The sequence below is a fragment of the Paenibacillus sp. J31R109 genome, assembly GCF_059692055.1.
This window is the reverse complement of record NZ_JCAUAR010000004.1, coordinates 168,333-182,983: the sequence shown is the minus strand read 5'-3', so window position 1 is coordinate 182,983 and position 14,651 is coordinate 168,333. Positions and strand designations below refer to the sequence as shown.

At 45.7% G+C, this 14,651-nt stretch carries 13 protein-coding genes; 11 read left to right on the top strand and 2 right to left on the bottom strand.

The window, feature by feature from the left end:
* Positions 1 to 319 precede the first annotated feature (319 nt).
* Together AC58QT_RS13815 and AC58QT_RS13810 are read left to right on the top strand one after the other, a co-directional pair.
* Positions 320 to 1,819 (top strand): TROVE domain-containing protein, encoded by a 1,500-nt coding sequence (locus tag AC58QT_RS13815; RefSeq protein WP_497409475.1) that lies wholly within the window; start codon positions 320 to 322, stop codon positions 1,817 to 1,819.
* 254 nt (positions 1,820 to 2,073) lie between these two features.
* Positions 2,074 to 3,300 carry an RtcB family protein gene (locus AC58QT_RS13810; RefSeq protein ID WP_497409474.1) on the top strand — a complete coding sequence of 409 codons (1,227 nt, stop codon included), beginning with the start codon at positions 2,074 to 2,076 and terminating at the stop codon, positions 3,298 to 3,300.
* Positions 3,301 to 3,369: 69 nt separating this feature from the next.
* Here the strand turns inward: AC58QT_RS13810 and AC58QT_RS13805 are convergent, their stop codons facing one another.
* Together AC58QT_RS13805 and AC58QT_RS13800 are read right to left on the bottom strand one after the other, a co-directional pair.
* A complete protein-coding gene (locus AC58QT_RS13805) occupies positions 3,370 to 3,792 on the bottom strand; it encodes a hypothetical protein (RefSeq protein ID WP_497409473.1) in 423 nt (140 codons plus the stop codon).
* Between the two features lie 12 nt (positions 3,793 to 3,804).
* Complete coding sequence (locus tag AC58QT_RS13800) at positions 3,805 to 4,848, bottom strand: eCIS core domain-containing protein (RefSeq protein ID WP_497409472.1); 1,044 nt, start codon at positions 4,846 to 4,848, stop codon at positions 3,805 to 3,807.
* Positions 4,849 to 5,243: 395 nt separating this feature from the next.
* On the opposite strand from AC58QT_RS13800, the gene AC58QT_RS13795 reads away from it, so the two are divergent.
* The 9 genes from AC58QT_RS13795 (at position 5,244) to AC58QT_RS13755 (ending at position 14,460) form a co-directional block, all read left to right on the top strand.
* Positions 5,244 to 6,518 (top strand): glycosyltransferase family 39 protein, encoded by a 1,275-nt coding sequence (locus tag AC58QT_RS13795; RefSeq protein ID WP_497409471.1) that lies wholly within the window; start codon positions 5,244 to 5,246, stop codon positions 6,516 to 6,518.
* Positions 6,491 to 7,207, top strand: coding sequence for a glycosyltransferase family 2 protein (locus AC58QT_RS13790; protein ID WP_497409470.1), 717 nt, complete (start codon positions 6,491 to 6,493; stop codon positions 7,205 to 7,207). Before AC58QT_RS13795 ends, AC58QT_RS13790 begins: the two co-directional genes overlap by 28 nt.
* A 2-nt stretch (positions 7,208 to 7,209) precedes the next feature.
* Positions 7,210 to 7,614 carry a DUF2304 domain-containing protein gene (locus AC58QT_RS13785; protein WP_310499836.1) on the top strand — a complete coding sequence of 135 codons (405 nt, stop codon included), beginning with the start codon at positions 7,210 to 7,212 and terminating at the stop codon, positions 7,612 to 7,614.
* 80 nt (positions 7,615 to 7,694) lie between these two features.
* Positions 7,695 to 7,946: an EamA family transporter gene (locus AC58QT_RS13780; RefSeq protein WP_497280775.1), complete on the top strand. Its 252-nt coding sequence runs from the start codon at positions 7,695 to 7,697 to the stop codon at positions 7,944 to 7,946.
* Between the two features lie 5 nt (positions 7,947 to 7,951).
* The gene (locus tag AC58QT_RS13775; RefSeq protein ID WP_497409469.1) at positions 7,952 to 8,998 is read left to right on the top strand and encodes a GNAT family N-acetyltransferase; all 1,047 of its coding nucleotides are present in this window, start codon (positions 7,952 to 7,954) and stop codon (positions 8,996 to 8,998) included.
* A 26-nt stretch (positions 8,999 to 9,024) separates the two neighbouring features.
* Complete coding sequence (locus tag AC58QT_RS13770; RefSeq protein WP_497409468.1) at positions 9,025 to 9,690, top strand: class I SAM-dependent methyltransferase; 666 nt, start codon at positions 9,025 to 9,027, stop codon at positions 9,688 to 9,690.
* Positions 9,683 to 10,549, top strand: coding sequence for a DUF3473 domain-containing protein (locus AC58QT_RS13765; RefSeq protein ID WP_497409467.1), 867 nt, complete (start codon positions 9,683 to 9,685; stop codon positions 10,547 to 10,549). Before AC58QT_RS13770 ends, AC58QT_RS13765 begins: the two co-directional genes overlap by 8 nt.
* 120 nt (positions 10,550 to 10,669) lie before the next feature.
* Entirely contained in the window at positions 10,670 to 12,469 is a 1,800-nt protein-coding gene (ade, locus tag AC58QT_RS13760) for an adenine deaminase (protein ID WP_497409466.1), read from the top strand.
* A 164-nt stretch (positions 12,470 to 12,633) separates the two neighbouring features.
* Positions 12,634 to 14,460 (top strand): APC family permease, encoded by a 1,827-nt coding sequence (locus AC58QT_RS13755; RefSeq protein ID WP_497409465.1) that lies wholly within the window; start codon positions 12,634 to 12,636, stop codon positions 14,458 to 14,460.
* Positions 14,461 to 14,651: the final 191 nt, after the last annotated feature.

Genomic DNA, 14,651 nt, shown 5'->3' with positions numbered 1-14,651 from the left:
GCCGACGCGAAACAGTGTAGGCCCCCAACATCATCGAGGCGCCTGGAAGGGTTACTTCGACTTTTAATCGGCGTGTCGTTGGTTCGAATCCAACTTCCTCCTCGTGGAGGAATAGCTCAGGGGTAGAGCAGCATGTACCTTTCCGACCCATTTCCTCGATGATGATCAACGAAAAGACTAACTGGTGAGGCGCTGAGATGGGTTACTTCGAGCTAAATCGACCAATGGTAAACCCGGGCAATACGGCAGGTTCGAATCCTGCAGACGACCTATCTTGCTTTTTCCTCACCAGTGTTTTAATTAAAGGAGGCTCAAGAACATGAGCATGGCCAAGAAATTGTTTGGTACACTTAGACCGAATACGGTTAACAGAGACAACTATCCAGCATTCACGCGATCTGTGGAGGAACAATATCTACAGACTCTTCTAACCAATACAATGAGCAATACCTTTTATGCAGATCAAAATGAGTTAGTAACCGAGGCTGCGCAGCTACATCACGAAATGGCTGATGCCAATCCGACGTTTATGGCGAAAGCGATTGTGTTCGCGCGAAATGAAGGCTTTATGCGCTTGCAGCCGTTGTTTGGACTTGCGATTTTATCTCAGTATCGTCCAGACTTATTCGGCAAGATCTTTCTGCTGATCATCCGCATTCCTTCCGATTTGTCGGATTTTCTAACGATATTGAATGGGCTTGGACGAGGAGAAGGCGGCCGAGCTGTGAAACGGCAGGTGAATCGCTTCTTAGCTCATGTATCTGAATACTGGGCAATGAAGTATAACGGGCATGGTAGAGGGTATAGTCTAGGAGATGCGATTGCTACAGCACATCCGAAGCCACAGGATGTAAAGCAACAAGCGCTGTTTCGTTATTTGCGGGGACAGGAGGCGAATTTTACCTTGCTGCCGCAGGTGGAGGCGTTGGAGAATTTAAAACATGCCACAACAGAAGCCGATCAGATCAAATGGATTGAGCGTGGGAAACTGCCCTATGAAACCGTAACAGGTGCGATCAAGCCATCGAAGGCAGTGTGGGAAGCGCTGCTGTTTCAAATGCCGACATTTGCGTTGCTTCGCCATATGAATGCTTTGCTGCGTGCCGGTGTTTTGGACAAAAAACAAAATCTGGATTATGTCATTCAACGTATTACGGATAAGGGAGCGCTCCGCAAAGCGAGAATCATGCCAATTCGGTTAGCAACTGCGTTCCGCCAGGTGGAACATCCAGATTTGCGAGATGCGTTGCGAGAAGCGACAGATCTCACTTTTGATAATTTGCCTGAGCTAGGTGAGCGTACCGCTATTTTCTTGGATATCTCAGGTTCCATGAGCGGTCAATATCTGGAAATCGGTTCGGTTTTTGCCTTGGCACTATACAAAAAGACGCAAGGAAACTCCCTATTCTGGCTATTCGATACCGATGTTGTGGATGCGAACCCTTCCCGTAAGGATAGTATCTTAACGCAAGCGGCACAGATTCAAGCACGTGGTGGAACGGATACAGGCGCGCCCGTAAGGAAGCTAATTCAGGAACAAAAGAATGTAGATCAAATCATCATCATCACAGACGAACAGCAGAACAGCGGCAGTGCCTTCTATGAAGAGCTGAAGCGGTACCGTGCGAAGGTTAACCGTGATGTGAAGGCATTCATCGTCGATATTGCGCCTTATCGGCAAGCGATGGTTCCGGTGCAGGATGCGCAAACCTTTTACATTTACGGATGGAGTGACACAGTTCTTGCCTACATTGCGCAGTCTGTGCAAGGCTATTCAACTCTGGTTGAGCGGGTAGCGGCGATAGAGTTAGTGGATTGAATACAACATGTACGAAGGAGGAAAGTCTATGTCCGATGTTTATCAACAAATCCTTGAAGAATTGAAAAATGGGACTTGAGGTAAGCTTTTAAATGAGTTTTTGGAGGCGAGAATCGCCTATTATGATCAAACCGCATCCACCATGCAGGTTGGTGAGGGGGGTCAGGATAGGGAGCTTGACGCGTTATTTCGAGCAGCATTGAAGGAAGTATGGGGATAGGAGTTTTAATTTTCACTTACAGGAGATGAAAAACATGGCGTATCAAAATATAAACGGCGTACGCGTCTGGGGACAACCCGATGAGGGCGCTTTGTCACAAGCAAAAACATGTTCAGAAACAGGAAGAGTCGTTCAGACACTCCTCATGGCAGATCATCATAAAGGATACAGCCAGCCGATAGGCGGAGTTGTTGTATACGACGGTCAATTATCACCATCAGGTGTAGGCTATGATATTGCTTGTGGAAATAAAGCAGTAAGAACCAATCTCATGGTTGGGGATATAAAGTCTCGTATGCCAGGACTCATGGATCACATTGCACGGAAAATTTCCTTTGGTATCGGTCGTGTAAACAATGAGAAGGTTGATCATGATTTGTTCGATGACCCGGATTGGGATGTGTATAAAGCAATTGGTAAACAAGAGCACGACAAGTTAAAGGCTTTAGCACGTGATCAGCTTGGAACCGTGGGCAGCGGCAATCATTTTGTGGATGTGTTTGAAGAAGTGAGCACGGGCCGTGTGTGGGTGGCGAATCATTTTGGCAGCCGAGGGTTCGGTCATAAGACAGCGAGCGGTTTCATTAATCTGACGGCCGGCCGCGATTTTCTGGGCAACGCACCAGGTGAAAAGATGGACCAACCGCCGATTCTTCTGGATTTGTCGAGTGAAATGGGAGACATGTATTACAGGGCCATGACGCTGGCAGGGCGGTATGCCTATGCGGGGCGAGATTATGTGATCGAGCAGGTGCTTGCTATTTTAGGAGCAGAAGCGGATTTCGCGGTGCATAATCATCATAATTTTGCGTGGAAAGAGGTCCACAATGGTAAGGATACAATAGTAGTTCGAAAAGGGGCTACGCCTTCTGCCCCAGGGCAATTAGGCTTTATTGGTGGGAGTATGTGCGATATCTCCGTGATCGTCAGAGGGAAAGATACCGATGAGAATCGGGAGGCTTACTACAGCACGGTGCATGGCGCCGGCAGGGTGATGAGCCGGACACAAGCGGCGGGCAAAATGAACTGGAAAAACCGCACCCGAAGCGGTGGACAAATTTCACCAGAACGCATGATGAATGCGGTCAAGGATTACGGTGTGGAGCTTCGTGGAGCGGGAACGGACGAGAGTCCTTTTGTGTATCGTAAGCTGGAAGATGTGCTAGGTGCGCACGAAGAGACGATTGAGGTTCTGCATGTTTTGAAGCCGATCGGTGTTTGTATGGCTGGTGCCGATGAGTTTGATCCGTATAAGGATTAAGAGAGCAACCATAGACAATAAAAAAAGCAGTCCCCCAAGTAGTAACCTACTTACTTCGGGGACTGTTTTTTAGTCATTCAACGCATCCTCTAATTCCCACGTATCGCCGATGCCGCTCACCTTGTAGCAAGAACCCTCTAACGAAATGCAAGCTTCCAGACCAAGCTGCGGGAAAGTTAATAACCAGCTCTCCTCGTTGTTCTCGTACGCAATCGGCAGCACCGTGTGCAGGTGCCGGATGAAATCGAAGATATTCGTGTCATCGCCTGTCCCACGCTTGAAGTCAACCCAAGCTCCCGTGACCTTTCGATCGCTCACTGCGGTGAGGAGATCGATTAACCAAGAAGGAGCAGCTCCCGCTTCTTCAAGCTCATTTTCTGCAATGTGCTCCGCTAAAGCTTGCTTATCAACTGTTTGCGATCCGTCGACAGTTAATGCTATAGCCAGCTCATTCAGCACCTGACTCAATTTGTTCACTGCAGATGTACCCATGCCCTCATCCTCCTAGCTTACTGGAAACATCGTATTGATTTTCAACTTGCCATTGTCTGGCTGAATATCTAATTGGACCTGATCGCAAGTGACCTCTGTGCCATCACGGAGATAACCGACCCCTGCACCTGGCACGCTGATGATTGTACCCATGCCGACGAGCTTCTGTTTTGGCGCGTTTTTGGAAACCAAAGTACTGTAAGCGCTGGTGAAAGCCGCTTTATGCTTATCATCCGAAACGAATTTGGATGCGGCTTTGCCCGTTGGCACTTTACTCACTCGACCGGAAGGTGCGGTACCGCTTTTCAATCGTTCGCGTTGTTGTTCTTCGGTCGTATGCGCTCCGTGATCGGCATAGGAATGCCCGCCCCCGACATCATAGGTGCTGGGATCGTCCTTATCCAATCCGTCGTACAGAGTGGCAGCCACTTTTTGAATCGTATCCGAAGAGCTTGGTGCTTCTCCACTTACTAAACTATCGTTGTCCGATCGCTTCATTTGCATACGTTCGCCGCCTAAATCAGATGCTTTCGCTCCCATATGATCGGCTTCGGATTCTAATCCATGATCATCATTAATGGCGACACCACCAGCTTGTTGTGTTGGGGCTACTCTGCCTTGACGTTGTTGGACGACATGCCAAGCCTCGTGAGGCAAGTGCTGCTCTTGACCAGGTCCTACATGGATGTCATTTCCCTGCGCATAAGCTAAGGCTTGCAACTGAGCAGGTTTATCGGAATTGTAATGCACTTTTACGGAATCCATGGACAGGCCAGATAAATTTTCGACCCCTGATTTGAGATGGTCGGGCATGCCTGTGTTATTTTCCTTCTTCTGAATCGGTTTATCTGGTTGTGATTGTGTTGATGTTTGAGACCTGAATAATTGAGCGACGGCGCGATTGCCGATTGTTCTCTGAAGTTGTGCAATATGTGAAGTGGAAAAAGGAGACATGCGATCAGCTTTTCCACCGTGTGTAGTCGAGCTGTTTGATTTCGAATGTTTATCGAGTTGTTCTGACGATGCGTTGTTTCTCACATGTGATTGATAACTCATGAATAAATGTCACCGCCCTAGAAAAATTCTTGTCGTTTCCTTTTCATTTTAAGGTAAATGTTACCATAGGACAACAGTACTAAAGATGTGTTTATTCCCGTTGACTGTCAGACAGGAAATTGTAACTGAGCGAAGGGGATAGTGGAGATAGTTAAAATGCTGCGTATATCACGTCAGGAGACGTACTTTTCGGCCAAATTCCATTGCGTAAAAGAGGATTTTTCTCACCTCCAGATAGCTAATATAAATTTATTGTTAATTAGTTCAAAAGAAGCAGGAATTTATCACGCAATGTCGAAAATTCTAAGTTGTTTTCACAATTTAATCATAGTTATATCACACTTTTTTTACAATTCGATCACAATTACAATTACAGATATGGAGTTGTTTGCGGAGTGTATCTGATTTATCGTATCTATGTGAAATATAAGAATTACGAATGGGTCTATCTCCTCCCCCTTGTATTGCTTTCCCTTAAGCGTGTCTTACAGTATTACTTCTTTATCCTGCATTCAGATAAGGGACTCCCTAAGTCGGATGATTCACAGTGGTATCTGGATTACGCCCACGCCTTGTTAGCAGATTTTAAAATTGGCTTACATATGAATGATCTTCTCTACATGGGATATAACCTCATTTTGACCTTATTAATCGGTGTGTTTAAGGAAGCGCAAACCGTTATTTTTATACAAGCTGTAACAACTGCCCTGTGTGTGATCCTCGTGTATTTCATCACACTACGCTTATTTAACCGAGTAACCGCTATTGTCGCCTCGTATTTCTATGCCACGTCCTGGCACATGATGATTTGGTCGATGTACATTCTTTCAGATAGTCTTTTTATGAATCTAGTTCTACTTAATGTTCTACTTCTTTTAATCATGCTGGAGAGTAAAAAGAAAATAGTGACCATACTATTCATCATTTCTTCACTTATCATGCTGATCTTTCGGCCAACGGGTGTCCTGACACTTGCTTTTATAGGACTCTATCTCGTAATCAATCTGAACAAACAGACAACCTTTCTTCTACTGAAGCGGTATAGATACCCAATTGTAGGCGCTTTACTATTCATCCTCGCTGTTGTTAGTTATCTTGCTTTGGGTCAGAAATTCAATCCACTCATTGCCTCTCTACAATATAACGCGAAGTTAGTTTTATATAACATTTACGCCAAGGGATGGATCTATGATAATCCTTCCAGTCATGACTATTTCTATCGACCCGATTATCGCATGGATATATTCGGCAGCTTAATCCTAAGTTTTCTTATTCATAATTGGGACCATGTCCTGCTTTTATATGGAAGAAGAGCAATCGCTTTTATTGGCTGGTGGGTATGGAAGACAGATATTCGAAGTTTGTCGGGTCTGATTAAGTTTGGCAAGGATCTCATTCCCTTAGTGCTATTTATTATTGGAACTTATGCAACGATAAAGAACAACATGTTCAGAAGGACATCCATTGTTTGGTTGGTTATTTTGTCGATATTTATTTTTTGTATGGTGCTGTTCATGGATAGTATGTATCGCTATAAGCTTCCTGCTTTACCCTTTATATGTATCGTCTGTGGGTATGGGGCCGAAAGATTGATCAGCTTAATCCGGGTCATAACCAACACACTTTGGGGGAGGCTGCGTCAATGGAACAACAACAAATACTCATTGTAATCCCGGCTTTTAATGAGCAGAACAATATTCTAAAAGTAATCAGAGATGTGCGCGAGAATTTGCCGAACTGCGATATTCTTGTCATTAATGATTGTTCGAAGGATCACACTTCGGAGATTGCCAAACAGGCCGGTGGAGATGTGAAAGTCGTGGACCTTCCCTTTAATTTGGGGATTGGTGGTGCCGTGCAAACAGGCTTCAAATATGCCAATGCTAACGGGTACTCGTATATGGTACAAATTGATGGCGATGGCCAGCATCTCCCCAGTGAGGTAAACAAGCTTTATGCGTATATGACGCAAACGGGGTGCGATATGGTTATTGGTTCTAGATTTCTAGATATCAAATCGTTCCAAACGACATGGACTAGGCGACTGGGGATTAAAGTGTTCTACTATTTATTTCGACTATTAATCCAGACCAAAATAACAGACGGAACCTCAGGTTTTCGTATGTATAATCGTAAGAGCATTGGGCTCTTAAGCCAATTCTACCCCGACGATTATCCGGAGCCGGATGCTATTATTCTGCTGAGCAAGCACGGGCTTCGGATCGGTGAAATTGGTGTTGAAATGAGAGAGCGTGAGCATGGTGTCTCATCGATTACTCCGATCAAAAGTCCCTACTATATGACGAAGGTCATTATGTCGATCTTATTCTCCTATACAAGGACAAGGACGAGGTGGTAGGTATGTTAACGAGTGAGCATCCTCTCTATAGTGTGCAATTAATGGGTGTGATTTTCAGCTTTATATTAATTTGCACGGTTTTTATGATGGTTAGAGCTAGAAGACTTCGAGAGAAGTATGCGCTTGTCTGGTTTGTGATTGGTATATTTACGTTGATTATGTCCATGTTCACGAATCTGATGGAGTGGTTCTCGAAGCTGCTTGGTATCGACTATGCGCCTTCTGCTTTTTTTGCCATATTAATTGCCTCTGCCTACTTGCTTCTGCTGAATACGAGTATTAGCATCTCAGGCTTGAAGCTGCACAATAAGGCACTTACGCAGGAGCTTGGATTGACGAAGCTAAGGCTTGAAGAGCTGGAGAAGAAAAGCAACGAGGAGGAAAAATCATCAAATACATCATGTTAGTTGCCAGCGTACTTATGACGGTTGTGGCCAGTACCTTGCTTAAAATAGGGGGTCGAGCTGTCAATTTTGAAGGTGGAATTATGGCGATTGCCCTAGGTTACATGACGACACCCTTGATTGTGACGGGTTTTGCCTTTTATGCGCTGGCTGCATTCATCTGGATTTATTGCCTGTCCCAATTTGATCTGAGCTATGTGACTTTCGTATCGAGTATTCAATATATCTTTATGATTCTAGTATCTATCATGATCTTCCATGAACAAATTAGCGCCATGAAATGGGCTGGTTGTGTGTTTATTATGATTGGTGTCATTTTGTGGTTGAAAGGATAGTAGGCATGTACCGTTGTGTTCCTTATACCGAAGAGATGAAGGAAGCCTGGGACAGGTTAGCAGGGTCTCAGGGGACGATTTACCATACGTTAGCTTTTAGGCAAATTCTATGCGATACGTTTGGGTACCGCTGCTTATACCATGCGATTGTAGATCGCAATCATGATATATGTGCCTTACTTCCCTTGATTAGCGGTCGCAACTTAGGACTCGAGAAGGTGGGAGTCTCGCTTCCTTTTATCAATTATTTGGACATATGTGCCATCAATGAGGAGTCTGGTCACTTTGCGATGGCTGCCATAGCGGATCTTAAGGAGAACTACCAACTGAGCTATGTGGAGTTGAGGTTTAAGAATGAGCACCGCATTAAGAATGACAAGCTTGGGCCCATCAACCTTAGCAATCATACGTTTGTATTGCCACTGACGACGGAAGAAGAAGTGCTTGCCCTCTCGTCTAGCAGCAATCGAAACCATGTCCGGAAAGTGTACAAGAACAACTGGTTTACGGCTTCGTACGATAAGGGGAATTTGGAGTCATTCCATCGGGTGTATGTTCGGCGGATGAAGCAATTAGGGTCGCCCGCGCAGGATATTTCCTTTTTCCAACGCTTCTTGGACAATTTCCCTGGGCACGCTGAGCTGCTGACGGTCATAGACGTAGAGAGCGGTGAGGTCGTTGGAGGCATGTTACTGCTCAAAAGTCCGGGGAACTCGACGCTGTATTATCCGTATGGTGCGAATCTGACGGCTTATAATCACAAATATTTGAATAATTTTATGTACTGGGAAGCGGTAAAATTGGGGATTAGAAGCGGTATGAAGAAGCTTGATCTAGGTCGTTCACAAACGGGTTCAGGCACGTATAAATACAAAGAACAATGGGGGGCTAAGGCCGAGCAGCTCACGTATTATGTCATGGGCAGCACCAATAAAAAGGCGGGTCCTCCGGACAAAGAAAAGCTACGGTTCTTCGTAGAACTCTGGAAGGTCATGCCTAACTTTGTGACAGAACCGATCGGTAAACAGCTCATCAAGTATCTCATGCCATAACACATCAAAATCGGGGGAAATCGATCATGGCTAATCTCAGCTGGAAGCAATATTTTGACAAGAGGGCAGAAGTTCACGGTGCGTCCGTGCAATCCTCCGACTACTATAATGAGGAAAGCTTCTTTATGCAGCGCAATCAAACGTTAAAGTGGCTCGGAGAGCTGCAAGGAAAAGACATACTGGACGCAGGTTGTGGCGTGGGGGCATTTAGTGAGCCGCTTGTTAGGGCAAACACCGTCTATGGCGTGGATTTTTCGGAGAAAAGCTTGGCCTTTGCCGCGGAAAGAGGACTTCGCACATCATCGGATGATCTGACGGCTCTTCACTTCGAGGAAGGCAAATTTGATCTCGTCTTATGTATTGGTGTGATTCAACTTATCGATCAATATCGATCCGTTATTGCAGAGCTGGCTAGGGTGACAAAGCCTGGTGGAACCCTGCTCATTGAAACCTTGCACCAGAAGTCCTGGCAGCGGAAAGTGTTGCAATTGTTTGAAAAAACGAAAAAATTTGACCGTATGTACGTGATGGCTGAATTGAAAAAAGTGTTCATCGAACACGGATTTGAGCATATAGAGTTCTTAAAGATCTATCATCCCTTCCCGTACGTGACGAAAGGAAGCGCAGAGTGGAAGGTTTATGATCGTTTGTGCACCTCTTTCGCGATTAAGGGGAGCAAGAAGCATGTCTAACTCTTTGAATCCTGTGAATCTTACTAAACCCATGAACAACATTCTCACATTCGATATTGAGGAATGGTTTCATGCGAACTACGACGATGTAAAGCCAGACCGCAGTAAGGGCTCGAGTTTCCGAGCACATATGGATACACTGCTGCAGATGTGCAGCGATGCGGGATGTAAAGCGACCTTTTTTACACTTGGCTGTATTGGGGAGGATTACCCCGATATCGTGCAGGCTATCGCGCGTGAGGGTCATGATGTCGCCTCTCATGGGTATGCCCATGAATTAGCTTACAAGCAGACGAGAGAAGAGTTTCGTGCAGATGTCCAAAAATCAATTGATATTCTCGAAAATCTAACCGGAACGAAGGTACAAGGGTATCGGGCACCGTCATGGTCGATCGTTGAAAGTAATCATCACTACCTCGAAGTGTTGGAAGAGATGGGCCTCATCTATGATGCAAGTATTTTTCCTGTAAAAACGTTCTTATACGGCATTCCAACAGCGCCTACTGAGATTCATAAACCAATCGTTAACGGCAGAGAACTTCATTTATACGAAATTCCGATGTCTGTGATGCGAGCTGCGGGGAGAAATATCGGCTATTCCGGTGGATTTTACTTTAGATTTTTTCCCGAGATGATCATTCGAAAAGCCATTCAATCGGCTAACCGCCAAGGTAAGAGCTCCATTGTCTATTTGCATCCTCGCGAGATTGATCCGACGGAGCACCAGCTGGAGCTTCCCTTCAAAGAGCGTTTCATTCATTACTATAATGTAAAAGGAACGAAAGCTAAGCTGGAACACATGTTGAAGGATTTCGCTTTTACGTCGATTTCGGAGCATTTGAGCAAGGCGTATGGTTGATTGTTCATCACAATAGCTAGACATTGATAAGGCGTTCTCGCAAGTTGCTCTCCTATCCATTAAAGTGTACATTTAATAATCATTACGTATTTTAATGTAGGAACAAAGGAGCACGAATCTATGACATATACCCCTAATCGAAATAAACTTACTGACGTTAGCCGTACATTGGCTAAGGTTGCAATGGGAGAAGCTGCGGCTGATCTTGTTATTCAAAATGGTACCTTAGTGAACGTGCATTCAGGTGAACTTCTTACACATATGGATGTTGCGATTGCTGCTGGGCGCATTGCGTATATAGGGAAGGCAGATCATACCATCGGAGCTCAAACTGTCCTGATCGATGCAGCCGGGAAATATCTGGTGCCAGGCTTACTGGATGGCCATATGCATGTAGAGAGCACGATGCTATCTGTGACGGAATTTGCCAAAGCGGCGATTGTGAAAGGGACGACAGGTATCTTCATGGACCCGCATGAGATTGCGAATGTGTTCGGCTCAGAGGGTGTTCGACTGATGCATGAAGAAGGGCAGCAGCTGCCCCTTAAAGTGTTCACTACGTTCCCTTCTTGCGTACCTGCGACCAATGATCTGGAAGATGGCGGCGCTACACTGGAAGTAGCCGATATTCAAGCGGGGCTGCAGTGGGACAATGTGGTGGGACTTGGTGAAGTTATGAACTTCCCAGGCGTGGTGTATGGTGATCCCAAAATGTGCGGAGAAATTGAAGCAACGCTGTTAAGCGGGAAGACCGTTACCGGACATTTCCCAAGTGACGATGATCGCATGCTGCAAGCTTATTTAGCGTCTGGCGTAACATCCGACCATGAGACGGTAACAAGAGAGCAAGGTCTGCATAAGGTTCGCATGGGGATGCATCTCATGATTCGTGAAGGCTCAGCGTGGCATGATGTCAAAGAAGTCATCAAGATCGTCACCGAGGATGGCGTAAATACGTCCAATATTTCGCTTGTAACGGATGATGTGAATCCACAGACACTAGTGGAAAAAGGACACCTTAATCACGTGGCGCGGCGCGCGATAGAAGAAGGCGTGAATCCGGTCACAGCGATTCAAATGGTTACGATCAATGTGGCGCGCTATTTTAAGCTGGAGCATGATTTAGGCTCAATCTCACCAGGCAAGTGCGCGGACATTCTGTTGATCGATGATCTGCAGAAGATGGAGCCAACCACCGTTATCACGGATGGTCAAGTGATTGCTGAGCAAGGGAAGCTCGTGGTAGAGTTCCCTGTGTTTACGTATCCTGCGCATATACGTACGTCCATGAACGTGAAGCGGGAGCTGACAGCCGACGACTTCAAGCTTGCATCGAAGGCTGGGCAAGAGACAACGAAAGTCAACGTGATCAACGTTATTGAAAATAGCGCCAGAACTGAAAAGATGACAGCAGAGCTGCGTGTGGACGCGGGTCATATTCAACCTGACCCTGCGCAAGACGTGGTTCGTCTAGCTTGTATCGAGCGGCACCAGGGTACGGGTCAGATATCGCTTGCCTTTGCACATGGCTTTGGTATGACGTCGGGGGCAGTAGCCTCAACAGTGGCCCATGACAGCCACAATCTTCTTGTAATGGGGATTGATGAAGCCGATATGGCCTTCGCGGCGAATGAGCTAGTGAAGCTGGGCGGCGGCATGATCGTGGTCGAACATGGGCAAGTCCTGGCACAGGTCCCAATGACGATCGCTGGACTCATGTCAGAGAAGTCTTTGCCTGAAGTAGTGGCGGAAGTCACACAGATGGATCAAGCATGGAAACAAATCGGCTGTTCCCTAAACGCGCCGTATATGACATTCTCGCTCATCGCGCTACCGGTGATTCCGGAGATTCGTATTTCTAATCGTGGGTTGGTGGATGTGACCGAGTTTACGTTGATTGATGTGGAGATTGTTTCGTAGTTTCAATTTTTTGAAATCAGTATGAAGTGCTTACTCTGCTAAGCGACCGAGCGAATCGGTCGTTTTTTTGTGTGCAGTTCTGTCCGTATTTCCATAATTTATAATTATTTTAGAGAATAAGGACAAACTAAACCGAACATATCAACATCTGGGTGGTGCACACATTGTTATCTGATCTGAAGCGTTTGTTAATTGGCCAGCCATTGAAGTCCCACGAATTGGGCGAGCAGAAACTGAATAAAAAGAAAGCCCTGGCCATTCTTTCATCGGATGCGCTATCCTCAGTAGCCTATGGTCCGGAGCAGATTCTAATTGTTTTAATTACCATTAGTGCGGCAGCCTTCTGGTATACAATCCCTATCGGTTGCGGTGTTCTGTTTCTTTTAGTTGCCCTTATTTTGTCGTATAGACAAATTATTTTTGCATATCCGCAAGGCGGCGGTGCCTATGTCGTGTCCAAAGAGAACCTAGGCATGAACGCTGGTCTGTTTGCAGGCGGCTCCTTATTGGTCGATTACATTTTGACAGTAGCGGTCAGTATTTCTGCGGGGACCGATGCGATAACTTCGGCTTTTCCAAGCTTACATGCCTACACAGTTCCGATTGCACTAGCGCTCGTGCTATTCATTACCATCCTCAATCTCCGTGGTATAACGGAGTCGGCGTCCATTTTAGCGTATCCCGTGTACTTGTTTGTGGTGGCACTGCTGATTCTTATTGGGGTTGGTTTGTACAAAATAGTAACAGGTCAAATCTCAGCCGATTTACATACGCCGTTGGGGACACCGATTGCTGGCATATCCCTGTTCATTTTGCTAAGAGCCTTCTCTTCGGGAAGTTCTGCTCTAACTGGGGTGGAGGCGATCTCCAATGCGATTCCCAATTTTAAGTCTCCTGCCCCGAATAATGCCTCCAGAACGTTGATGGCCATGGGCTTTTTACTAGCCATTCTTTTCGCGGGGATTATTTACTTAGCCTACTATTACGGCATTGCACCTGAGGAAAAGGAAACCGTCGTTTCTCAGATTGCGACCGTTACGTTTGGTAGAAATCTGATGTACTATATTGTCCAAGGCACGACAGCGATGATTCTCGTTCTTGCAGCAAATACGGGATATTCTGCCTTTCCTTTGCTGGCCGTTAATTTGGCTAAAGATAAATTTATTGCAAGAATGTTTACGATGCGCGGAGATAGATTAGGGTATTCGAATGGGATTATTTTCTTAGCTGTCACTTCAATGTTGTTAATTATCGTATTCAAAGGACAGACGGAGCAACTCATTCCTCTTTATGCTGTAGGGGTATTTATTCCCTTTACATTGGCGCAGACAGGTATGTTGGTGAAATGGAGTCGGGAGAGGCCGCCAGGTTGGTTGCTCAAATTATCCGTAAATTTGGTGGGCGCCATTATGAGCTTCATCGTGATGATGATCTTTTTTATCACCAAGTTCGGTCAAGTGTGGAGTGTACTCCTTTTCCTCCCGCTCATCGTTTTTATTTTTCATCAAATTAAAAAACACTACGATGCCATCGCGGAACAATTGCGTTTAACCTCTTGTGAACCCGTCGTACCCATTGAAGGGAATGTTATGATCGTGCCAGTTGCAGGCTTCACCCATGTGGTGGAGAATTCGCTCAACTACGCGAAATCACTCTCTCCAGATCAAATTATTGCGGTATATGTGGCGTTTGAGCGGGAGGATGAGAAGAAATTTGCGGAAAAATGGCAAAAATGGCAGCCCGATGTGCGTTTGGTTTCGCTGTACTCCCAATATCGAAGTATCGTGCATCCACTGACCAAATTTATCGATACCGTGGAACATAAAGCAACGGAATCCAACTATCGGGTAACTGTGATCATTCCGCAGTTTATCCCCAAGAAAAACTGGCATAACATCCTTCACAATCAATCCAGTTTACTGATCAGGGCCTTCCTGCTGTATAAGCGGAATTTGATTGTCACGACCGTGCCGTATCATTTGAAAAAGTAGAGGGAGAGCAATGCGTGTAAGTCGATTATTTCGACTTGCAGATGCCGAAAGCCCTCCCCAGGCACCCATTAGTCCTAAATTAGCGAACTAATCTCGCAATCCGCGTCTTGAAATCTTAATTAGTCCGAGTTAGCCTGACTAAATCCGCCAAAACAACCCCTACACAGGGAAAAGGGGCAGATAGTTGGGCC

Bases quoted from the DNA above. Each gene is read 5' to 3' on its own strand.
- AC58QT_RS13815 (WP_497409475.1), top strand. From the start codon at position 320: ATGAGCATGGCCAAGAAATTGTTTGGTACACTTAGACCGAATACGGTT.
- AC58QT_RS13810 (WP_497409474.1), top strand. From the start codon at position 2,074: ATGGCGTATCAAAATATAAACGGCGTACGCGTCTGGGGACAACCCGAT.
- AC58QT_RS13805 (WP_497409473.1), bottom strand. From the start codon at position 3,792: ATGGGTACATCTGCAGTGAACAAATTGAGTCAGGTGCTGAATGAGCTG.
- AC58QT_RS13800 (WP_497409472.1), bottom strand. From the start codon at position 4,848: ATGAGTTATCAATCACATGTGAGAAACAACGCATCGTCAGAACAACTC.
- AC58QT_RS13790 (WP_497409470.1), top strand. From the start codon at position 6,491: ATGGAACAACAACAAATACTCATTGTAATCCCGGCTTTTAATGAGCAG.
- AC58QT_RS13785 (WP_310499836.1), top strand. From the start codon at position 7,210: ATGTTAACGAGTGAGCATCCTCTCTATAGTGTGCAATTAATGGGTGTG.
- AC58QT_RS13780 (WP_497280775.1), top strand. From the start codon at position 7,695: ATGGCGATTGCCCTAGGTTACATGACGACACCCTTGATTGTGACGGGT.
- AC58QT_RS13775 (WP_497409469.1), top strand. From the start codon at position 7,952: ATGTACCGTTGTGTTCCTTATACCGAAGAGATGAAGGAAGCCTGGGAC.
- AC58QT_RS13770 (WP_497409468.1), top strand. From the start codon at position 9,025: ATGGCTAATCTCAGCTGGAAGCAATATTTTGACAAGAGGGCAGAAGTT.
- AC58QT_RS13765 (WP_497409467.1), top strand. From the start codon at position 9,683: ATGTCTAACTCTTTGAATCCTGTGAATCTTACTAAACCCATGAACAAC.
- ade (WP_497409466.1), top strand. From the start codon at position 10,670: ATGACATATACCCCTAATCGAAATAAACTTACTGACGTTAGCCGTACA.